Source organism: Exiguobacterium sp. R-17 (assembly GCF_049913315.1).
In the GTDB taxonomy this organism is placed as follows: domain Bacteria; phylum Bacillota; class Bacilli; order Exiguobacteriales; family Exiguobacteriaceae; genus Exiguobacterium_A.
In genome coordinates this window covers 1,758,164-1,780,372 of sequence record NZ_CP184372.1, presented here as the reverse complement: position 1 = coordinate 1,780,372, position 22,209 = coordinate 1,758,164, and the positions used below count along the sequence as shown (strand labels likewise).

The following is a 22,209-nucleotide window of genomic DNA, read 5'->3' as shown; positions in this document are numbered from 1 at the left end:
AATGCGTTACATGACAGCAGGAGAATCGCACGGAAAAGGATTGACCGTCATCATTGACGGGATGCCGGCAGGACTCACGATTGATTTCGAAGCCATTCAGCGTGATATGACGCGTCGTCAAGGGGGATATGGACGAGGTCGACGGATGCAAATCGAACAAGATCAGATTGATGCACGTGGTGGGATTCGCCACGGATACACGACGGGATCACCGATCAGTTTGTTCATCGAGAATAAGGATCATACGCACTGGACACAAGTCATGCAGGCGGAACCGCTCGAAGAAGAGTTGGAACGCCCACGGACATTAACGCGTCCACGTCCCGGACATGCGGATCTTGTCGGAGGATTGAAGTACGGTCATCGCGATTTACGCGATGTGCTGGAACGTTCTTCAGCGCGTGAGACAGCAGCACGTGTTGCCGTCGGTGCCTTCGCTAAACAATTACTGAATGAACTCGGAATTGAAGTATTCTCGCATGTACGATCGATCGGTGGGATTGATGCCCCTTGGAAAGATCCTGTAGAATATCAGGAAACCATTGATGCTTCACCTGTTCGCTGTGCCGACGAACTTGCAGGACAACGAATGATGGAGGAAATTGATGCTGCCAAAAAAGAAGGCGATACACTCGGCGGTGAGATCGAAGTCGTCGTGACGGGCATGATGCCAGGCATTGGATCCTTTACCCAAAACGATCTAAAGCTCGACAGCCGAATCGCGCAAGCTGTCATCAGCGTCAATGCGATGAAATCAGTCGGTTTTGGTGACGGGTACGAGCTCGGTCGTCGCAAAGGAAGTACCGTCCAAGATGAGATCGTCCATGATGCATCCGGATATCATCGACGGACGAATCATCTAGGTGGAATCGAAGGAGGGATGTCGACAGGGATGCCGATTCGTGTCCAGGTCGCGATGAAGCCGATTCCGACTCTCTATCGCCCCCTGCAATCAGTCGATATTGAGACGAAGGAAGCCTTCACGGCACAAATCGAGCGAAGTGATGCCTGTGCCGTTCCTGCCGCATCTGTTGTTTTAGAAGCCGTCGTTGCGTTTGAGATTGCGGTCGCTATCCTTGAAATGTTCGGAACATCAACGATTGATCGTCTTCAAGCTGCCGTTACCGCTTATACAGAGGAGGTTCGAACGTTTTGATCGAGCTTGATATCCGGTTAAAAACTTCATATCCAGTATTTGTCGGAAATGGGGCATTAGCACGTTTATCGCATCTTTCGGCGCTGAACGAGGCGGATCGCATCTGGATCATTACAGATGAGACAGTTCGCGACTTACACTTGCACACATTGCAAGAGGCATTAGGGTCTATATCTCAATCAACAAGTATTCATGTCAGCACTGTACCAACTGGGGAGAAGAGTAAATCGCTTGCGGTCTACGGTTCTTTATTGGAAGAGGGAATACGTCATGGAATGACACGACATAGTATCATCCTTGCGTTTGGTGGTGGCATGATAGGTGATTTAGCGGGATTCGTTGCAGCGACTTTTTTGCGCGGCATTCCGTTCATTCAAATTCCGACGACACTCTTAGCACATGATTCGAGTGTAGGTGGAAAGGTCGGTTTGAATTTATCGCTTGGAAAAAACTTGGTCGGGGCATTTTATCAACCGAGCGGTGTCTTGTATGATTTAACGCTTCTTCAGACATTACCAGATCGGGAATGGCGGAGCGGCTTCTTTGAATTGGTCAAACATGGATTCCTCGCACGACCATCGTTTGCAGATACGTTACTCGATGTCTCGTTGGATACTATCAAAGGGCTTGATCTTGAAGACTGGCTCGCACGAGGGATTAACGTTAAACGGGATATCATCGAACAAGATGAGACGGAACAAGGGATGCGTGCCTTCTTGAATTATGGGCATACATTCGGGCATGCCGTTGAATATGCGAGCCCGGGTCTGTCGCATGGCGAGGCAGTAGGGATCGGACTCGTCTTCGTCAAGTTTTTGGAAGGAAATGAGGAACAGGCGGAACAACTCGGACGATTGCTCCACCGTCTCGGAACCGGATTGCCGGACCGACAATCGTTCGAGACATATCTGGAACTGATGCGTCGTGACAAAAAGAATCACCAAACTACGATCCGATTCGTCCTTGAGAAAGAAGGACGTTTTGACTTAGAGGCAATCAGTGAAGAACGATTGCAACAAGCGTTCAATCAAACAATGAGGTGTTTAGAATGGGATTAAGAGGAACAGTACAAGTACCGGGCGATAAATCAATGACACACCGTGCTTTTCTGTTCGGTGGGATCGCTAAAGGAACGACACATGTCAGAAATGCACTCGAAGGAGCGGACTGTCTCGCTTCATTAGAAGCGATGCGAGCGCTTGGGGCACATGTCGAGCGAACAGCAGGAGAAATTCGCATCACCGGTACGGAAACGTTTCAAGAAGCAACGATCGATTGCGGAAACTCGGGAACGACGATCCGTCTTTTATGTGGGATTCTAGCAGGCGGTCAAGCAACGTATGTACTCGATGGAGATGCTTCCTTGCGCAGACGTCCGATGAAACGGATCACGGAACCACTTGCCTTGTTCGGAGCGAACATAACAGGTGAGACGGCACCGCTTCACATTACGGGAACGCCACTTGTCGGAACGACGTATACGTTACCGGTCGCAAGCGCGCAAGTGAAAAGTGCCGTCTTACTCGCAGGTTTACAAGCGACGGGCGAGACGACGGTCATCGAGCCGATTCTATCACGGGACCATACAGAACGCATGTTGCCGCAGTTTGGCGTTGACGTATCGATCGATGACTACGAAGATGGTCGACATATTCGTGTTCAAGGTCCTGTACATTTACAAGCGACGTCACTCGACATCCCGGGGGATCCATCGTCAGCAGCGTTTTGGTGGACGGCAGCAGCGATTGGGCAGGATAGTCGGATCACAACGACGCACGTCTTGATGAATCCGACACGGATCGGTTTTTTACAGACGTTGCGCCAGATGGGGGCAAGTGTCGAAATCGATCATCGCTCAGAAGACGGTGGAGAGGAGACGGCAGATGTGACCGTCGAGACGACATCGTTGCAAGCGACCACGGTCGAAGGTGAACAAATCCCTTCCTTGATCGATGAGATCCCGTTACTTGCATTGCTTGCGACGCAAGCGGAGGGACGGACGATCATTCGCGATGCGGAAGAGCTCCGTGTCAAGGAGACGGACCGAATCGAGACGGTCGTGACGGCGTTACGGCGTCTCGGGGCGAATATCGAGGCGACGGATGACGGTATGATTATCGAAGGACCGACACCTTTGCAAGCAGCGGAAGTCGACAGTGCAGGTGATCACCGACTCGCGATGATGTTGACGATCGCGGCGACGATCAACCCGGAAATTATAGTGCATGGACGCGAAGCAGTTGAAGTCAGCTACCCAACGTTCTATGATGATTTAAAGAAACTTCAATCCGACCGATCTGAGTAAGAAATAGGCGGATGACAGAAAGTGGGGCGTTTGCCTTGAATGAACAAGTATTGAATGGCATCATCGAAGAACTAGAACACGGCCATACCTCGGAAGCCTTAGCGACACTAGAACAACTCGAAAAGACAGGAACGGATGAGGATCGCCTCGCGGTTGCCGATCTCTATATCGAACTTGGATTATCAGACCGAGCAGTTAATCTATTGGCACCGCTTTACGTCGAATACGCAGGTAACGCCGGAGTCGCCTTGTTACTGGCAGAATGTTATATCGATTTGGACCGGGAAGAGGAAGCGATTTCTGTCCTTGAGCAGGTCGACACAACGGACATGGAATATGGTCCCCGTTCTCTCGTATTACTCGCTGACCTCTATCAGTCACAAGGTCTTGACGAAGTGGCATTAGCGAAGCTGAAGGAAGCACGTAATCTCGCTCCTGAAGAACCACTACTGGCATACGGATTAGCCGAGCTCTACATGACGCTAGGAGCATTTGATCAAGCGGTACCACTATTCGCTGAAATCGCAGAGCGTCCAGAGTTACGTGCTGAATTGCCGCTCGATGCCCTGTACGCGGAATCACTCGCGATGACAGGACAATTTGAAGATGCGATTCCACTGTATGAACGTGCTGTCGCAGAACGTTCCGACTTGCATACGCTGTTTGGTCTTGCGATGACGGCTCACCGTGTCGGTCAACACCAAAAAGCAGTCGAGACATTCCAACAATTGATTGCGCAGGATCCGGATTATACATCAGCGTATGTACCGTACGCAGAAAGCCAAGCCGAACTTGGTCTGACGAAAGAAGCACTGAACGTCATCAAGCAAGGGATGGAGCGCGATGATTATAATGACGAGTTACGGACGATGGAAGCCTTATTCCTTCTCAAACTCGGCGATCGCGCAGGAAGTGTTCAAGCGTTACGTGAAGCACTCGCTTTGAACCCGGAATCAATCGTCGCAGCGGAACGTTTGCTTTCGTTACTGGCAGAAGACGAGGACCATGAAGCGATGATTGAGACGATCTCAGCCATTGAAGAACATGTCACGGCTCCGATTTTGACATGGTACCGAGCGCGCGCTTTATATGCGTTAGAGGAATACACGCAAGCGATGGAGAACTATGCGATAGTCGAAGGCGCATTCACGGAAGACGCGCTTTTCTTAAAAGAGTATGGTTTTGCACTCGTCGAGGAAGGACGGCGTGAAGAGGGACAACGTCTCTTACGACGCGCTGCACAGTTGACACCAGAGGATAACGAACTCGTCGACTATGTTGAACGAATGGATGGATGACTTCACGGGAGAAGGGAGTAGGATTGAGATGATAGAGAGAAAGCAGCGATTCTTACGCCGCATCTTGACCTATTACACGTTAAAGCGACGGGAAGCAAAATGGATCATCGATTACTGGTTGCGTAACGAGGCAAAACTCGAGCAGGTACACTTCGTTCAAAATGCGACTTTCGCTCCGAAAGCCATCATCATGACGACATATGGATTCGATGCGGAACCGTTTCTTTTTAAAAAAGGGGACGTCACGACGCTAGATCCAGAAAAAGCGTATCATGACATTCGTTTGACATCGGAAGATATCTACATCGAGCTAAACTTCCAAGGCATGATGATGGACGATGAATACTTGTCTTTACTGGAAGAAAATCCATTTCGTCCGGAAGTCGCTGTTGAACCGCGTTTAGCAGATGAAGCGACTCATTTCATCGCTGTCACGGTCAATCGACAAGAAGAAGAACGGTTGGTCCGATTGATCGATGAAGCACTTGATGCACGCGATCAACATCGATTCCACTCCCTGTCCGAACAGTTACGTCTCGTTCGAAATCAACTCCCTTAATCAAAGAACTCTATTGCTTATAACAGGCGATAGAGTCTTTTTCGTATGTGAAGATTTGTGCAAAATATGAAGAAAAATAGGGTGGAATTTCATAAAACGTTCACATTAAGAGAGCAGGAGGAAATGTGGATATGATACATTAAATGTGACGAATTGTAAGTAAGAAAGAAAGGGGGAAATGACTTGCGTTTCAAACCATCCGACGTACAGCGGACACGAAGCGAGCAAGCGTATATCGACACGCTAATCGTGCCTTTGCTTCCGATCGGTTTCGATGAGGCGATGCATGCTTATGCGGAATGCGCAGACATGACATTGACGGTGGCGTCCGAAGTCGAACGCCAGCTATCTGGACGGGCGTTGCTCTTACCTGCCATGACCTACATCGATGTACCGTCGATCGAACAGTTGGAAGGATGGCGTCAAGCGGCTGCTTCCGGGCAATTCCGTTTCATCACCTTCATCACCGCTGATTTAAGGTGGAAGGAGACTGCCGCAGAAGAGATTATCTACGTGCCACGTCTAGCTCTTGAGACGATGAGTCGTGACCAACAAGGTCAGATGGTCGGGAATTTTGTTGGACAAGTTCTCGAACAGTTAGGAAACCGTTGGACCGCGCTATGAAGCGGTTGACGCAATGATTTTATTAAGATACTATTACCATGTGAGAAATTTGTGTGAAGTACTGTCGTCTTGGGGCACAGCGTACATCACAAGGGGGGATCGAGATGGCTCAAAACGGGTCTAACGTAACACGTCGTCAATTCTTGACGTATACATTGACAGGCGTCGGCGGTTTCATGGCTGCGACAATGGTCATGCCGATGGTCAACTTCGCAGTTGATCCAGTCCTGAAGAAATCAGGAGCAGGCGATAAAGTAAAAGTAATGAAGTTGTCGGATATCACGACAGAACCAAAACGGGTCGACTTCAAGAAACAAACGCAAGATGCGTGGTATGAGTTCGAAGAAACGTTGTCGGCTTGGGTGTTCAAAGATGATAAGGGAGAAATTTTGGCCCTTTCACCGATTTGTAAACACTTAGGTTGCCAAGTCAGCTTCGGCGCAGATCCAACGCACCCGGAGCAATTCTATTGCCCATGTCACTTCGGACGGTATACGAAGGATGGCACGAACGTACCTGGTACGCCTCCAACGAAACCACTCGATGAGTATGAAATGCAACAGAAAGATGGTTACCTCTACCTTGGTAAACCAGTCGAAAGAGGTGCGTAAGCGATGATGCAAAAAATCTATGATTGGATTGATGAGCGCGTTGATATTACGCCGCTCTGGCGAGACATCGCCGATCATGAAGTACCGGAGCACGTCAACCCGGCACATAACTTTTCAGCTTTCGTTTATTGTTTTGGCGGATTGACGTTCTTTACGATCGTCATCCAGATTCTTTCGGGGATGTTCTTGACGATGTATTATGTACCGGACATCATCAACGCACACGCGTCCGTCTACTATCTACAAAACGAAGTCGCACACGGACAAATCGTTCGTGGTATGCACCACTGGGGTGCGTCTGTCGTTATCGTAATGTTGTTCCTACATACATTACGTGTCTTCTTCACTGGTTCATACAAAAAACCACGTGAATTGAACTGGGTCGTCGGAGTTCTCTTGTTCTTCGTCGTCTTAGCTCTCGGTCTGACAGGATACCTATTGCCTTGGGACATGAAAGCGTTGTTCGCGACAAAAGTTACGATTCAGATTGCTGAAAGTATCCCGGTCATCGGTGGTATCGCGAAGACCCTCCTTGCGGGTGGAGAAATCGTCGGCGCAAGTACAATCGCTCGATTCTTTGCGATTCACGTCTTCTTCCTTCCTGCAGCATTGTTCGTCTTGCTCGGGGCCCACTTCATGATGATCCGTAAACAAGGGATCTCTGGACCACTTTAAACCGACTATCATCTAGACAACAAAAAAGGGGGAGAACACGATGCATCGTGGTAAAGGAATGAAATTCGTCACCGATTCACGGGTGTCGATCAATAACCGGATGCCGAACAAGTCAAAAGACTATTCGGAATATCCAGGTCGAACGGAAGCGTTCTGGCCGAACTTCTTACTTCGCGAATGGATGGTTGGAGCGGTCTTCTTGATCGGCTTCATGACTCTGACAATCGTAGAAGCAGCACCACTTCAAAACATTGCCGATCCGACGAATACGTCGTACATTCCACTTCCGGACTGGTACTTCCTATTCCTCTATCAGCTCTTGAAATACCAATTCGCTGCAGGTCCATACATCTTGATGGGAACAGTCATCCTTCCAGGTCTTGCGTTCACAGCACTTCTCGTCGCGCCATGGCTCGACCAAGGTCTTGAACGCCGTCCTGCGAAACGGCCAGTCGCCGTCAGCATGATGCTCCTCGCAGTCGTCTCGATCGTCTTCTTGACATGGGAATCTGTTCAAACGACACACTGGGATACAATCCACAAGCAAGGTGAGTTGACGATGAACGAAGGACCAAAAATTGATACATCGGCAAAAGGATACGAAATTTATTCGAACCAGTCATGTGTCAACTGTCATGGTAAGAACCTCGAAGGTGGAGCAGCAGCTCCAGCGCTCGTCGGAACGAAAAAGACTGAAAAAGAGATTTATGATATCGCAGTCAAAGGTGTCGGTTCGATGCCGGCTGGTCAGTTCAAAGGCTCAGATGCCGATCATAAAGAACTTGCGAAATTCATCGCTTCATACGGTGAAGGCGGCGAAAACAATAAATAAGCCAAAAGCCGGGGGAGCAATCCTCCGGCTTTTGTCGATGATGAGGTGAAACGATTGCAAGGAATATTTACTTTACTCCGTCATAAAGCCGTGCTTTGGATCGTCGGATTGATCAACTTAGCAGGCACCTTATACGGCTACTACTGGTATGAACCACAACTCGCGACATCGAAGTGGTACTTCTATCCGTTCATTCCGGATAGCCCAACCGCATCGCTGTTCTTTACGATCATCGTTTTTCTATGGATTTTCGGACGACGTTCCCGCTTGTTTGAAGCGCTCGCATTCGTGACATTGATCAAATATGGTGTCTGGGCGGTCGTCATGAATGCCTTGATGTTGAACGAACTCGGCACATCAAACGCCTACTTAACAACGATGGCACTGATGCTGATGGTGTCGCACGGAGCGATGGCGTTTCAGGCGTTGTTATTCAGTCCTTTGATGACATTTCGCATCAAGGAACTTGTTCTCGTTGCGATTTGGGTCGTTCATAACGATGTCGTCGATTATGTCCTTGGGCAATGGCCCCGGTACCCGGCGCTTGCAGAGCACATCAAATGGATCGGATACGGTTCTTTCTGGTTGACTGGATTATGTCTTTTGATGGGATATCTGTTTGTCGCACGCGATTCAATTGACAATAAGGTCGCTTGAACATAAAATAGACCTATAAACAAAAAAGAAAGGAACGATGTCTCGTGGCAAACTATTTGATTTATCTCGCGATCATCATGATCGTCCCGATTTGGGCTCAGATGCGGGTGCGGAGCACCTATAAAAAATATCAAGATGTTCCGATTCAGAGTGGGGTGACAGGAGCACAGGTCGCTGACTTCATCATGAAGCAGAACGGGATTACGAACGTCCGGCTCGAGCCGATTGGTGGAACGATGTCCGATCATTATGATCCGACAAATAAAGTCGTCCGGCTTTCAGAAGACGTCTATTACGGTTCGACGGTCTCAGCCGTTTCGATTGCGGCACACGAAATTGGTCACGTCATCCAAGATGCGACGGATTATAACATGATGCGTGTCCGGCACCGCATTGCACCTGTCGCCTCAATCACGTCGAACTTATCGTTCCCTCTGTTGTTGATTGGTCTATTCGCTGGGTTCACTGGTCTTGCGATGCTAGGTGTCGTCCTGATGCTTGGAGCGGTCATCTTCCAACTCGTCACGTTACCGGTCGAGTTCGATGCTTCGAACCGAGCAATGGCGCAATTGACAGATCACGGAATCATCGACGCGGAAGAAGAACGTGGTTCACGTCGTGTCTTGAACGCAGCCGCTTGGACATACGTCGCGGCAACACTCGTTGCCGTCGCCGAGTTCCTTCGTCTCGCACTAATCGTCTTCAACCCGTCAAGTGATGACTAAAACGAAAAACACGGATCGCTCGTTTGAGCGATCCGTGTTTTTTACGTTTCTTTGATCGGAATCCGATTCTCATCGAACGTGAAACCTTCCCCCGTCACCTCATAGACATCATGCAAGGTGATGAAGGCATGCTGATCGACACTTTTAACGAGTGTCTTCAAGCGATTGATCTCGTTTCGAGCGACGACGACATATAATACTTCGAGGTCGCGTCCCGAGTATCCACCCTTCGCAATCAGACGGGTCGTACCTCGGTTCATCGTCGCATGGATGCCGTCCGCGATCTCCGTGCGGTGGTCACTGATGATCATCGCCGCTTTACCAGCGTAAGTGCCTTCTTGCATCCAATCGATGACACGGGCACCGACGTAGACGGCAAGTAACGTATACATTGCCTGCTTATAATCGAGATACGTCAAAGAAGCAACGATGACGAAGAAGTCAAAGACTAAGAACGTTCGACCGATCGACCAACCAAAGTAGCGTTTCGTCAGACGCGCGATGATATCGACACCACCCGTCGTTCCGCCATTGTTGAAGATGATTCCAAGTCCCACCCCGATGAACACACCTGCAAACAGGGCAGCAAGGACCATGTCTTCTCGTAAATCAATCACGAGTGGTGAATACTTCGCAATCACTCCGTACCAAAAGGAAAAACTGAATGTACCAATCAACGTATAGACGAACGTCGTTCGCCCTAAAATCTTATAGCTGACGAAAAAGAGAGGAACGTTCAGCACTAAGTTCGTGATCGATGGTGATAACCCGAACAGTCCTTTTAGAATCAGCGTGATTCCGGTGAAACCGCCCTCTGCCAATTCGTTTTGGACGTTAAAATGATAAATACCAAAAGCAAAGATGAATGACCCGACTAAAATCCAGAGAATGTTCTGAACCCGAATCGGAAACTGGAATGGAGGTGCCATTTCCGTGTGCTCCTTTCAAATCAAGACTCTTTCTCTAGGGTAACGGCACGGTCGGAAAAAGACTAGCTTTTCCTACGAAAATCAGTCGAAAAGTGATCAGTATGGTCATTCTGATCGATATTGCTTAGAATAGAGACGAATAGAAGTCATAAAGAGAGTGTGGTTTTATCATGAAAAAAGCAATTGGGATTCTCTGTTATCCATCAGTCGGCGGTAGTGGGGTTGTCGCGACTGAACTTGGTATGAAGCTAGCAGATCGTGGACATGACGTTCACTTTATTACATCGAGCATGCCGTTTCGGCTGACGGAATATCGACCAAACATCACGGTCCATTTGGTTGAGGTCAACCAGTATTCTGTTTTTAAATATCCACCCTATGACATTACGTTAGCGTCAAAAGTCGCAGAAATCATTGATTTATTCGATCTCGATGTGATCCACGCCCATTACGCTGTTCCGCATGCCGTTTGTGCAGAACTCGGACGAAACATGGCGAAGAAAAAAGGCGTCGCCGTCGTCACGACATTACATGGAACAGACATCACCGTCATCGGTCAGGACTTAGAGATGCAACCGGCCATTCGGTATGGTATCGAACAATCGGATGCGGTCACGGCTGTTTCTGAGAGTCTTGCGCTTGAGACGAATGCGACACTTAACGCCCATTACGACATCGATGTCATCGCGAACTCGATTGATGAGAGTGTCTATTATCCGATGCGGGATGAACGATTGAAGCGGCATTACGGTATCGAATCGGATGAAGTCGTCGTCATCCATATCTCGAACTTCCGACCGGTCAAACGAATCGACGATACAATCGCGGCATTCGCAATCGCGGCAAAAGATCGGAAGATGCGTCTGTTGCTCGTCGGAGATGGTCCAGAGATGGGACAAACGAGACGGCGTGCGAAGGAACTTGGCATTGACGACAAAGTCATTTTCGCTGGTAAACAGGAACATGTCGCGCAGCTGCTCGCCATCAGTGACATTCATGTGTTGCTGTCGGAAAAAGAAGCGTTTGGACTCGTCGTCCTCGAGGCGATGGCAATTGGTGTTCCAAGTGTCGTCTCGACAGCGGGTGGATTACCAGAAGTCATTCAGGACGGCGTGACAGGATATATCGTTCCGACTTACGACGTTAAGGTCGCTGCGGCGCGCATCGGTGAACTTGCGGATGATCCGTTGTTACGAGAACGGATGGCAGAAGAGGGTATTCGCGATACTCGTCGTCGTTTTGATTCGAATGAGATCGTCCGTCGTTATGAACAAGTCTATGAACGGGTGTGTGCGCGTCATGAACTTGCTTGAAGGCGCGCATCATATCATTCAGACGATCGAACAAGCGGGTGGTGAGGCTTATATCGTTGGTGGTGCCGTTCGCGACATGTTACTCGACCGGACACCAGGAGACTATGATTTAGCGAGTTCGATGTTACCGGAACAGATCATCGACTTATTCCCTGTCGTCATTCCGACAGGGCTCGAGCATGGAACCGTAACGGTTGTTCTCAACCACGTACCGTACGAAATCACGACGTTCCGCTCGGAAGCAACCTATAGCGATCGTAGGCGACCGGATGCGGTGACGCTTGGCGTTAGTTTGGAAGAGGATTTGACCCGGCGTGATTTTACGATCAACGCGATGGCACTCAGACCATCCGGACGTGTGGATTTGTTCGGCGGAGCGCGCGACATCGAAGAGCGGATCATCCGCACGGTCGGTGAACCAGTCGAACGTTTTAATGAAGATGCACTCCGTATGATGCGGGCGTTCCGCTTTATGAGTCAACTTGATTTTTCGCTTGACGAGACAACCGAGCAAGCAATCTTTGAACTTGCTCCGCATCTAGAGGCCGTTGCGATTGAGCGGATCGCGACCGAGTTTGAGAAGCTCTTACTTGGTCCAGGGAAACAGCAGGCGTTACAGGCGATGCTCCGGACAGGGATCGAACGCTATCTACCCGGCATGACTTCAGAAATCGTCGAGAGACTCGCCAAGCAATCGTTTCGGGGTGTTTCAAAGGATGCCGTCTGGACACTCGTACTTGATGCCGGTCTAACGCGCGATCAATTGACACGCTGGAAACGATCGAAACATCAAATGCAACTCGCTGTGCGTTTAGTCCCTCTGTTATACCGACCGTTAATGGACTGGGATCGTTATCAATTGTCGGATGAAGAACTGGCGATTCTGCGGGAGATGACTGGAATGGATTATCCGGATCGATCGGATTTACCGATTCGCGGTCGCAAAGAGCTCGCTGTTGACGGAAAAGACATGATTCGTCTTGGTCTTCGAAAGCAACAGATTAAAGAAGCACTCTTGCACTTGGAGTACAGCGTCGTCATACGGTCTTGTCCAAACGACCGAACGGTATTGATGAAGGAGGTAGAGCGATGGCACACACAGTCCGAGAACAAATCTTGATAGCACTGCGCAAGCGAACGTGGTATTCCGGACAGGAATTAGCGAAGACACTGAATATTTCACGTACCGCTATTTGGAAACATATGCAAACCTTAAAGGAAGAAGGATACCAGATCATCTCCAATAAAAAACAAGGCTATCAATTGGTCGATGAAGGTGACTTGTTGACACCGATTGCAATTGAGGACGGATTAACAACAGTGCGTTTCGGTCGACACATCCTTCATTTCGAAGAACTGGACACGACGCAACGGATCGCACATGAACAAGCACAACAGCAGGCGCAGGAAGGAACACTCGTCGTATGCGATCATCAGACGAATGGTCGCGGACAACTGGGACGGACTTGGCATGAGGCGAAGAATGAGGGGATCGCGATGAGTTTGCTCGTCCGTCCAGATGTACCGATGCACCAAGCGGGGCAATTGACGCTCGTAGCAGGTATTGCGCTTGCGCAGTCTCTCCGGACATTCGATGTTCCGGTTACAATCAAATGGCCGAACGATATCTTGATCAACGGTCGCAAGGTAGCTGGCATCTTAACAGAGATGCAGACCGAGGCAGACCGGATCAGTTCAGTCATCATCGGCATTGGAATCAACGTGCATCATGAAAAGTTTCCGGAAGGGATCAAAGATCGTGCTACCTCACTTGTCCGAGAATCAGGAAGAACTTTCAGACGTGCGGAAGTCGTCGCAGCTTTTTTGAATCGATTTGAACGACTATATACGCAGTGGGTCGAGCTAGGGTTCGGACCTTTCGTATTCGAATGGGAAACACTCGCTGATCGCCTACATGAACAAGTGACGCTACGGACGCGTCAAGCGACCGCTTCCGGAACATTGCTCGGTATTGACGAGACGGGAACGATCCGGATTGAGACGGATGCAGGCGAGACCCGTTTCCATTCGGCAGAGCTGATTTACTGGGAAAAAGAATGAGGATTTGAATCAGACGGTTTGCAGAGAGCTTTTCCCGTCATGTATAATAAAACCACGGATGGTATCCGCTCGTCGGAATCATACCGAATCGACAGGTGTCAGTTTTAGCTGTTTCAACTGCCTTGATCTTAACGGACAGGGACAGAAGGACGATATTCAATTATTCCGCCTTCTTTTCCGCATGCGTTTATTTTGGAGAAGAAGGCGTTTTCCTTTTGTCCTCCCTACACACGTAAGGAGAGAACACGATGCACACAATGGGTCCATTATTAAAAAAACAACAAGCTGGAGAGAAGCTCGTCATGTTGACGGCGTATGATTATCCTTCAGCAAAATTATCAGAGGCAGCAGGGGTAGATATGTTACTCGTCGGGGACTCCCTCGGAAACGTCATCCTCGGCTATGACTCAACGATTGCCGTCACGGTCGACGACATGGTCCACCATGCGCGTGCTGTTCGCCGTGGCGCACCACAGACGTTCATGATCGTCGATATGCCGTTCGCAAGTTATCATGGTTCATTTGATCGCACGCTTGAATCAGCGGCCCGTATTTTCCAAGAATCACAGGCGGATGCTTTGAAACTAGAAGGGGCAGGGGAGATCTTAAAAACGATTCGTCGTTTGACGGACGCTGGGATGCCTTGCGTCGCACATCTCGGACTAACACCACAATCCGTTGGAGTTCTTGAAGGATTCAAGGTCCAAGGGAAATCACTAGAAGCAGCCGAACAACTGATTGCAGATAGTTTGGAAGCAGAGCGTGCCGGAGCGAAAATGCTTGTCCTTGAGTGTGTGCCGCATCCGCTCGCGAAACGAATTCAAGAGCTCCTCTCGATTCCCGTCATCGGCATCGGAGCCGGTGCAGATGTCGCCGGTCAAGTTCTTGTCTATCATGATATCTTGACGTATGGCGTCGGACGTTTACCGAAGTTCGTCAAAGCGTATACGGACTGGAATACTTCAGGAACAGAAGCAATCGCTGCTTATGTCAAAGATGTCAAAGCCGGTGCCTTCCCTGAACTTGCACATTCGTTCCAGATGGACGAGGAACTAATCGGTGCGCTTTATGGAGGAAACAAGGAATGAAGATTGTTCAAGATATTCAGACGTTACGAGAACGTCTAGCGGGAGCCGGTTCAATCGGATTTGTACCGACGATGGGATTCCTGCACGAAGGGCATGCCTCATTGCTAAAACAAGCACGACAAGAGAATGATGTCGTCGTCTTAAGTATTTTCGTCAACCCGACACAATTCGGACCAAACGAAGATTTGGATCGTTATCCACGAGACGCGGAACGCGATCAGAAGATCGCGGAGGCAGAAGGTGTCGATTATCTGTTTTATCCGACGAACGAGACGATGTATCCGCTGGATATGGCCCGTGTTACGGTCCGCTCCGGTGATGATGTCTTATGCGGCGCATCGCGACCAGGACATTTTGACGGTGTCTTGACGGTCGTCAGTAAGCTGTTGAACGTCGTCCGTCCAACGCGTGCATATTTCGGCTTAAAGGATGCACAACAGCTCGCCTTGATTGAAGCGTACGTCGCTGATTACTTCGTTCCGGTTGAAATCGTCCGTTGCCCAATCATTCGCGAAGCGGATGGTCTAGCGAAATCGTCACGAAATGTCTATCTTTCGGAGACGGAACGCACGCAAGCACCGGGAATTCAACAGGCGTTGCAACAAGCGAAACAAGCACTCGATCAAGGAGTGCCCGTTGAAAAGGTTCTCGAACAGACGCGCGCAGCACTTCAATTTGAAGGAACGACGATTGATTACGTCGAAGCTGTCGACTATCCATCACTACGACCTGCCACTGAACAAACGACTACGATTCTCTTAGCTGTTGCCGTGCAGTTCGCATCGGCACGCTTAATCGATAATTTACTATATACGAGAGGAGTATGACGATGTTACGCACATTCATGCATGCTAAACTACACAAGGCCCGGGTCACCGAGGCAAACTTACACTACGTTGGGTCGATTACGATTGATGAAGATTTACTCGATGCTGTCGGGATCCTTGAAAATGAAAAAGTCCAAGTGACGAACAATCAGAATGGTGCGCGGATTGAAACGTATGCGATTAAAGGGGCTCGCGGCTCAGGTGTCATCTGTTTGAACGGTGCTGCAGCACGCCATTTTCAAGTTGGAGATGAGGTCATTATCATGGCGTATGCGCAATTGTCGACGGAAGAAATTGCGACACATGTCCCAAAAGTGGCTGTTCTAAATGAGCAGAATGACATCAAACAAATGTTGTCTCAAGAAATCGCCCACACGATCTTATGAAATTTTAGAGACCCGATTATGTCAGCGGGTCTCTTTTTTGTTAAGATGAAGAATGAGATGCCATCCAATCATGGATAGGATGGATTAAAGGTGGAGGATCAGTGTTGAAGAAAAAGTACGTCGTAGTCGACCTGGAAACGACAGGTCATTCCATAAAGGCTGGCGATGAGATGATTGAAATCGGAATGGCGGTCATTGAAGATGGACAGTTGACAGAACAACTGTCTGCCTTCGTCCGTCCGACCCAACCGATTCCTCCATTCATTTCCCAGTTGACGGGCATCACGGATAAAGATGTCAAAGATGCCGAGAAGTTCGATGTCATCGCACCACGAGTTTTATCATTGCTCGATGGTGGCGTCTTCGTCGCACATAATGTGCAGTTCGATTTAAACTTCTTAAACGATGCGTTAGAAGAAGAAGGATACTTGCCGTACACAGGTCCCGTCATTGATACGGTAGAACTTGCGCGAATCTTACTTCCAACAGCAGAAAGCCATGCGTTGTCGCATCTGTCAGAATCATTGCATCTTGCTCATCAAGAAGCACATCGGGCAGGAAGTGATGCTTCGGCGACGGCTGAATTGTTACTTGAACTACTCAAGCGACTACATACGTTGCCGCTCGAGACATTAAAACATCTCAGACGGTTATCACCACGTCTATTTAGTGCCATCGAAGAGGAAATCGACCATGCGATTCGTTTAGTCGGCATCGAAGAGGATGAGCGATTCGATCGTTTTCGTAAAATCGCTTTGAAAAAGCGTCAGACAATAGAACGTTTGTCACATCCGCCCATTCTTGAACCGTTCGGACCGTTCGTTGATGAATTGAATGCCGTGACGTTCCCTCGTCTATTTGAAGGATATGAAGAACGGCGTGGGCAGCTCGAGATGATGCGTCATGTCTATCAGTCGCTCGATCAAGAAACGCCGTTACTTGTCGAAGCGGGAACAGGGACCGGGAAATCGCTCGGTTATCTCGTGCCTGCAGCGCACTACGCGCTCGAACACGAAGTGCCGATTGTCGTCAGTACACACACGATTCAATTACAGGAGCAACTGTTTGCGCGTGATTTACCGCTATTGCGTCAATTGTTCGATACGCCGGTCCAGATTGCATTGCTTAAAGGACGAAGTAACTATATCGATTTACGGAAATTCGAGTTTTTCTTGAATGAACAAGAGGATGTCTATAACTTTACGCTCGCAAAAGCGATTCTTCTCGTATGGTTGACGGAGACGGAAACAGGAGATTTAGAGGAAGTCAGCTTACCGGGTGGTGCAGCGCAAGGCAATATCGGAATCAAGCAATTGATTCAATCTGATAGTCAATCGCAGCTTGGACGGTTTGATCCCTGGTACAGTCGGGACTTCTTCCAGCATGCGATTCGCCAAGCGAAAGATGCGACGATTATCGTCACGAACCATGCGTTGTTGTTTAGTGATCTGCAGTTCGAAGCAGGGGTCTTACCGAAAGGAAGCCCGTTGATTCTCGACGAGGCACACCAAATCGAAGAAGTCGCGAGCCATCATTTTGGTCTCGTTTTTGATGGTCATACGTTTGATCGTCTGTTCCGCCAACTCGGGTATTCATCTGACAAAAAATTATTGCACCGTTTGCTTGATCTATCGGAAGAATGGGATATTGCCGAGATGGTTGAAGCCCATAGTGAGACGGTCGATGAAGCACTGACGACGTTGCTCGAAGAAGCGGACGGCCTACTGATGATCGTTCAAGCATATGGGCTCGAACTGGCTTCCCGCAAAGCACGACGGGAAGGAATGGTCAGCATTCGCTTTAAGCGACTTGATCGTTCGATGCGTGCCGTCCAAGAGAGTGCCAAGCGGGTTGAATTGGTGTTGCGGCGTTTGCGTCAAGCAATTCGTGCGATTCATAAACTGTTCCATGAACATCGGGAGCAAATGAGTTATCGGGAGCGTTCGCTCGTCGCGGATTTAAAAGCGATCACGGCACAAATCGAAGAAGCAGAGCTCGCGATCTTCGAGACGATGCTTGCTCCGCACGATGAGACGGTATCTTGGATCGAGACGTCCGTTAAGAACCGGAAGCTAACACGCGTATACACACAACCAATTGACATTTCAGAGCGATTACGACGCGATGTCTTTTCAAAACGCACGTGTATCCTGACGTCTGCGACGTTGACTGTCTCGAACAAATTCCAATTCATTGAGAACCGATTAGGACTCGATGCTTTTGAGACTCGTCGTTTCGTCGTGCCGTCGCCGTTCGGATATGCCGATAATGTGCGACTGATGATTCCGACGGATCTCCCACTCTTACAGGATGTGCCATTGCCAGAATTCGCGGAGACGATTGCGGAAGCAATCTTACAAATCGCAGAGGTGACGGAGGGACGGATGCTTGTCTTATTTACCTCGAACGACTTGCTACGACTGACGCATGAGGCGACGAAGCTGTTGCTGCCAGACCGGTTTACATTACTCTCGCAAGGGGTCACGCAAGGTTCACGGCAACGACTGATGAAACAGTTCAAGCAACTCGATGCCTGTATCTTGTTCGGGACGGCTAGTTTTTGGGAAGGGGTCGATATCCCGGGAGATGATCTCAGTTGTCTCGTCATCGTCCGCCTACCATTCGCGCCACCAGATCAACCAATTGTCCAAGCACGCTCGGAACGGATCGAAAAACTCGGAAAATCATCATTTTTCGAATACAGCCTACCGCAAGCAATCATTCGCTTTAAACAAGGGTTTGGTCGCTTGATCCGGACGACGAACGATCGTGGTGTTGTCTTCGTGCTCGATCGCCGGATTGAGACGACGAGATACGGAAAACGATTCGTTACGAGTCTGCCGAAAGTGCCTGTTTTATCAAAACCGCTTGATGAACTGACCGCAGAACTTGAATTGTTCTTGAATGATGGCGATTGAGTCTATTCAGATAAACCCTATCGCATTATAATAGATAGAGAAAAATGAGGGAGGACATACAGATGGATTCAAAAATTGAAACACTTGCGACCGTCAAAGTGAACCGCCATGACGATACGTATAAAATCGTCGACTTATTGAACCGGACGCTGAAAACGGAAGATTTAATGTTCGGTCTTGCTCTCGATGAAAAAGACAAGGAGCAGATGGTTTTCACCATCTATCGCACATGAAGTGGAAAGTCACGCTTGGTCTACTGAGTGCACTCCTCATCTTGGCTGTTCTTGGAACAGCTGTTTATCAGGTGACGATCGCTGAGGCAAAAGACCGAGAACAGAGCGTCGCGGAACAAGCAGAGACGCGTCTGAAAAAAGAACTAAAGCCGACAGACGTCCGGTTCGAATCTGTCTTTAGCGGAAAACGCCAATATGTCGTTTTTACGATGAAGCAGAGTGGACAGGCGGTACGGGCGTTTGTTCCGGAAAAAGGAACGATTGAGACACGACCGGTTGCTGATGGTATTGCCATTAAAACGGTCATCGCGGATCATCCGGAACTCGGAGATATCGTGTCTGCTAAATACGGTTTTGAGGACCGTGCTGTCATCGAGATCGTTTCAAAGACGAAGACAGGCTATGATTATTCGTATTACACATATCAAGAAGGATCTTTTATCAAACGATTACGAATTAAGTAAAGGGAGTGGGCGACATGTTATCGAAACGCGTACGACAATTGACACCATCTACGACGCTAGCCATCACAGCGAAAGCCAAGGCACTACGTGAAGAAGGTCAAGACATCATCGGTTTAGGTGCGGGAGAGCCCGACTTCAATACACCGGAATTCATCATCCAAGCAGCATTCGAGGCAGCAGAAGCGGGCGATACGAAGTATACGCCGTCTGGCGGAACGGTTGCCTTGAAGGATGCGATCATTGAAAAAACACGCCGTGACTTATGGATGCCATACGAACGCTCAGAAGTCATGGTCGCTTCAGGAGCAAAGCATGCACTATCAACATTGTTCCAAGCGATTCTCGATCCAGGCGATGAAGTCATCGTCCCAGCACCATACTGGGTCAGTTATCCAGAGCAAATTAAACTCAGTGACGGCGTACCGGTCATTTTAGAAACGGACGAATCGTCTCGCTTCAAAGTGACACGGGAATTGCTCGAGCAACACATTACCCCAAAAACGAAAGCACTCGTTTTGAACTCACCATCGAATCCGACAGGAATGGTCTATTCGAAAGAAGAGCTCGAGATGGTAGCAGATGTTGCGATCAAGCACGATCTACTCGTCATCAGTGACGAGATTTATGAAAAGTTGCTCTATAACGGTGCGACACATATTTCGATCGCGTCCTTGCCAGAGATGCGCGAACGGACGGTCATCATCAATGGTGTCTCGAAGTCCCATGCGATGACAGGCTGGCGGATCGGGTATGCAATCGGACCGAAGGAAATCATCTCTGCGATGACGAACTTAGCGAGCCATTCGACGTCGAACCCGACATCGATTGCGCAAGCAGCATCGGTTGCTGCGTATGCAGAGGGTGATGCACCGGTCGAAGCGATGCGTGTCATCTTTGAAGAACGACTTGAAAAAATCTACGCACGACTCATCGAGATTAAAGGATTGACGTGTCTGAAGCCGGAAGGGGCATTTTACTTGTTCCCACATGCAAAGCAAGCTGCTGAGATGTGTGGATTCGATAATGTCGATGACTGGTGTACAGCTGTTTTATCTGAAGCGAAGGTTGCCTTGATTCCAGGTTCAGGATTTGGTGCACCGGACTATGTCCGCCTATCTTATGCAACGGATCCGGCACGTGTCTTAGAGGCACTCGACCGGATTGAAGGATTCATCACGGCCCATACAGCCGTTTAATAGAGAGAGGATGTTGACTGTTGAAAACAATGATTCGGGATGTAAATAAATATGTAGGAGAAGAAGTGACGATCGGGTGTTGGTTAGCAAACAAACGCTCGAGTGGTAAAATCGCCTTCCTCCAACTTCGGGATGGCTCTGGATTCATGCAGGGTGTCGTCGTTAAAGAAACGGTCGGCGAAGACTTATTTAAACAAGCAAAAGGCTTAACACAGGAATCATCACTTTGGGTGACCGGCGTCATCAAATCAGATGGCGGTCGGACAGCGATCGGTCATGAAATGGAAATTTCAAAAATCGAAGTTATCCATGAAGCGATCGATTATCCGATCACACCAAAAGCACACGGAACGGATTTCTTGATGGATAACCGTCACCTCTGGTTACGTTCAAAGCGTCAGCATGCGGTCATGGTCGTTCGGAATGAATTGATTCGTGCGACGTACGAATTTTTCAACCAAGAAGGATTCATCAAAGTGGATCCGCCAATCTTAACAGGTAGTGCGCCAGAAGGAACAACAGAATTGTTCCATACGAAATATTTCGATGAAGATGCATACCTTTCACAATCTGGTCAGCTCTACATGGAAGCGGCAGCAATGGCACTTGGAAAGGTCTTCTCGTTCGGTCCGACGTTCCGTGCTGAAAAATCAAAAACACGTCGTCACTTGATCGAATTCTGGATGATGGAGCCGGAGATGGCATTCCACGATCACGAGATGAACCTCGAAGTCCAAGAAAATTACGTCTCGCACCTCGTGCAATCGGCACTGAAGAACTGCCGTGCGGAGCTTGAGTTGCTTGGACGTGACTTGACGGTCCTTGAAAACATTAAAGCACCGTTCCCACGCGTCAAGTATACAGAAGCAATCGACATGCTCAAAGAGCAAGGATTCGACGATATCGAATTTGGGGATGATTTTGGTGCACCACATGAGACAGCGATCGCAAACAGCTTTGCGCGCCCTGTCTTCATCACGCATTGGCCAAAAGCAATTAAGCCGTTCTACATGAAAGAAGATCCGGAAAACCCAGATTTCGTTTTATGTGATGATTTGATTGCCCCTGAAGGATACGGGGAAATCGTCGGTGGTTCACAACGTGAAGAAGATCATGACAAACTTCTCGCTGAGATGAAGAAACATGGTCTTGATGAGACGGGTGCCTATAAATGGTATCTTGAAACACGTCAATACGGTTCTGTTCCACACAGTGGCTTCGGTCTTGGTTTAGAGCGGACAGTTGCTTGGATTACAGGCGTCGAGCACGTTCGGGAAACGATTCCGTTCCCACGTCTGCTGAACCGCCTCTATCCATAAGCAGTAAGGAAAAACATCGACCCATCGTCTCGA

The 22,209-nt window shown here is 48.9% G+C and carries 23 protein-coding genes; 22 read left to right on the top strand and 1 reads right to left on the bottom strand.

Going from position 1 to position 22,209, the window contains the following annotated elements; translation table 11 throughout:
* Nucleotide 1 precedes the first annotated feature (1 nt).
* The 11 genes from aroC (at nt 2) to ACN9MT_RS09525 (ending at nt 9,442) form a co-directional block, all read left to right on the top strand.
* On the top strand, nt 2-1,156 hold the full coding sequence (gene aroC, locus ACN9MT_RS09575; protein ID WP_426272131.1) for a chorismate synthase: 1,155 nt from the start codon (nt 2-4) through the stop codon (nt 1,154-1,156).
* Nucleotides 1,153-2,214 carry a 3-dehydroquinate synthase gene (gene aroB / locus ACN9MT_RS09570; RefSeq protein WP_426272130.1) on the top strand — a complete coding sequence of 354 codons (1,062 nt, stop codon included), beginning with the start codon at nt 1,153-1,155 and terminating at the stop codon, nt 2,212-2,214. The genes aroC and aroB overlap by 4 nt, the downstream gene beginning before the upstream one ends.
* Entirely contained in the window at nt 2,205-3,461 is a 1,257-nt protein-coding gene (gene aroA, locus ACN9MT_RS09565) for a 3-phosphoshikimate 1-carboxyvinyltransferase (RefSeq protein ID WP_426272129.1), read from the top strand. Before aroB ends, aroA begins: the two co-directional genes overlap by 10 nt.
* 11 nt (nt 3,462-3,472) lie before the next feature.
* Nucleotides 3,473-4,759, top strand: coding sequence for a tetratricopeptide repeat protein (locus ACN9MT_RS09560; protein ID WP_231496842.1), 1,287 nt, complete (start codon nt 3,473-3,475; stop codon nt 4,757-4,759).
* 28 nt (nt 4,760-4,787) lie between these two features.
* A complete protein-coding gene (locus tag ACN9MT_RS09555) occupies nt 4,788-5,318 on the top strand; it encodes a ReoY family proteolytic degradation factor (RefSeq protein WP_035407179.1) in 531 nt (176 codons plus the stop codon).
* A gap of 183 nt (nt 5,319-5,501) precedes the next feature.
* Nucleotides 5,502-5,942: a DUF2487 family protein gene (locus tag ACN9MT_RS09550; protein WP_035407181.1), complete on the top strand. Its 441-nt coding sequence runs from the start codon at nt 5,502-5,504 to the stop codon at nt 5,940-5,942.
* 104 nt (nt 5,943-6,046) lie between these two features.
* Nucleotides 6,047-6,553, top strand: a complete 507-nt coding sequence (locus ACN9MT_RS09545) for a ubiquinol-cytochrome c reductase iron-sulfur subunit (protein WP_035396830.1) — start codon at nt 6,047-6,049, stop codon at nt 6,551-6,553.
* A gap of 3 nt (nt 6,554-6,556) precedes the next feature.
* Nucleotides 6,557-7,228: a menaquinol-cytochrome c reductase cytochrome b subunit gene (gene qcrB, locus ACN9MT_RS09540; RefSeq protein WP_012370658.1), complete on the top strand. Its 672-nt coding sequence runs from the start codon at nt 6,557-6,559 to the stop codon at nt 7,226-7,228.
* Between the two features lie 40 nt (nt 7,229-7,268).
* Entirely contained in the window at nt 7,269-8,060 is a 792-nt protein-coding gene (locus ACN9MT_RS09535; protein WP_035407183.1) for a menaquinol-cytochrome c reductase cytochrome b/c subunit, read from the top strand.
* Between the two features lie 54 nt (nt 8,061-8,114).
* Complete coding sequence (locus tag ACN9MT_RS09530) at nt 8,115-8,717, top strand: DUF1405 domain-containing protein (protein WP_035407193.1); 603 nt, start codon at nt 8,115-8,117, stop codon at nt 8,715-8,717.
* Nucleotides 8,718-8,761: 44 nt separating this feature from the next.
* The gene (locus ACN9MT_RS09525; RefSeq protein ID WP_035407205.1) at nt 8,762-9,442 is read left to right on the top strand and encodes a zinc metallopeptidase; all 681 of its coding nucleotides are present in this window, start codon (nt 8,762-8,764) and stop codon (nt 9,440-9,442) included.
* Between the two features lie 41 nt (nt 9,443-9,483).
* On the opposite strand, the gene ACN9MT_RS09520 is transcribed toward ACN9MT_RS09525, so the two are convergent.
* On the bottom strand, nt 9,484-10,371 hold the full coding sequence (locus ACN9MT_RS09520) for a YitT family protein (RefSeq protein ID WP_035407218.1): 888 nt from the start codon (nt 10,369-10,371) through the stop codon (nt 9,484-9,486).
* Nucleotides 10,372-10,541: 170 nt separating this feature from the next.
* Here ACN9MT_RS09520 and bshA point away from each other — a divergent pair, with 170 nt between their 5' ends.
* The 11 genes from bshA (at nt 10,542) to asnS (ending at nt 22,176) form a co-directional block, all read left to right on the top strand.
* Nucleotides 10,542-11,684, top strand: a complete 1,143-nt coding sequence (gene bshA / locus ACN9MT_RS09515; protein WP_290751204.1) for an N-acetyl-alpha-D-glucosaminyl L-malate synthase BshA — start codon at nt 10,542-10,544, stop codon at nt 11,682-11,684.
* Nucleotides 11,671-12,804 (top strand): CCA tRNA nucleotidyltransferase, encoded by a 1,134-nt coding sequence (locus ACN9MT_RS09510; RefSeq protein WP_426272128.1) that lies wholly within the window; start codon nt 11,671-11,673, stop codon nt 12,802-12,804. Before bshA ends, ACN9MT_RS09510 begins: the two co-directional genes overlap by 14 nt.
* Nucleotides 12,774-13,745, top strand: a complete 972-nt coding sequence (locus tag ACN9MT_RS09505) for a biotin--[acetyl-CoA-carboxylase] ligase (protein ID WP_426272127.1) — start codon at nt 12,774-12,776, stop codon at nt 13,743-13,745. Before ACN9MT_RS09510 ends, ACN9MT_RS09505 begins: the two co-directional genes overlap by 31 nt.
* 248 nt (nt 13,746-13,993) lie before the next feature.
* The gene (panB, locus tag ACN9MT_RS09500) at nt 13,994-14,833 is read left to right on the top strand and encodes a 3-methyl-2-oxobutanoate hydroxymethyltransferase (protein WP_035407228.1); all 840 of its coding nucleotides are present in this window, start codon (nt 13,994-13,996) and stop codon (nt 14,831-14,833) included.
* Nucleotides 14,830-15,660, top strand: a complete 831-nt coding sequence (gene panC / locus ACN9MT_RS09495) for a pantoate--beta-alanine ligase (protein ID WP_035407239.1) — start codon at nt 14,830-14,832, stop codon at nt 15,658-15,660. Before panB ends, panC begins: the two co-directional genes overlap by 4 nt.
* Nucleotides 15,661-15,662: 2 nt before the next feature.
* Complete coding sequence (gene panD / locus ACN9MT_RS09490) at nt 15,663-16,046, top strand: aspartate 1-decarboxylase (RefSeq protein ID WP_029341994.1); 384 nt, start codon at nt 15,663-15,665, stop codon at nt 16,044-16,046.
* 104 nt (nt 16,047-16,150) lie between these two features.
* The gene (gene dinG / locus ACN9MT_RS09485) at nt 16,151-18,964 is read left to right on the top strand and encodes an ATP-dependent DNA helicase DinG (RefSeq protein ID WP_426272126.1); all 2,814 of its coding nucleotides are present in this window, start codon (nt 16,151-16,153) and stop codon (nt 18,962-18,964) included.
* 62 nt (nt 18,965-19,026) lie between these two features.
* Nucleotides 19,027-19,197 (top strand): YpmA family protein, encoded by a 171-nt coding sequence (locus ACN9MT_RS09480; RefSeq protein WP_012370646.1) that lies wholly within the window; start codon nt 19,027-19,029, stop codon nt 19,195-19,197.
* On the top strand, nt 19,194-19,661 hold the full coding sequence (locus tag ACN9MT_RS09475) for a hypothetical protein (protein ID WP_035407242.1): 468 nt from the start codon (nt 19,194-19,196) through the stop codon (nt 19,659-19,661). Before ACN9MT_RS09480 ends, ACN9MT_RS09475 begins: the two co-directional genes overlap by 4 nt.
* A gap of 14 nt (nt 19,662-19,675) precedes the next feature.
* The gene (locus tag ACN9MT_RS09470) at nt 19,676-20,857 is read left to right on the top strand and encodes a pyridoxal phosphate-dependent aminotransferase (RefSeq protein WP_058704903.1); all 1,182 of its coding nucleotides are present in this window, start codon (nt 19,676-19,678) and stop codon (nt 20,855-20,857) included.
* 20 nt (nt 20,858-20,877) lie between these two features.
* The gene (gene asnS, locus ACN9MT_RS09465; RefSeq protein WP_035407248.1) at nt 20,878-22,176 is read left to right on the top strand and encodes an asparagine--tRNA ligase; all 1,299 of its coding nucleotides are present in this window, start codon (nt 20,878-20,880) and stop codon (nt 22,174-22,176) included.
* Nucleotides 22,177-22,209 lie beyond the last annotated feature (33 nt).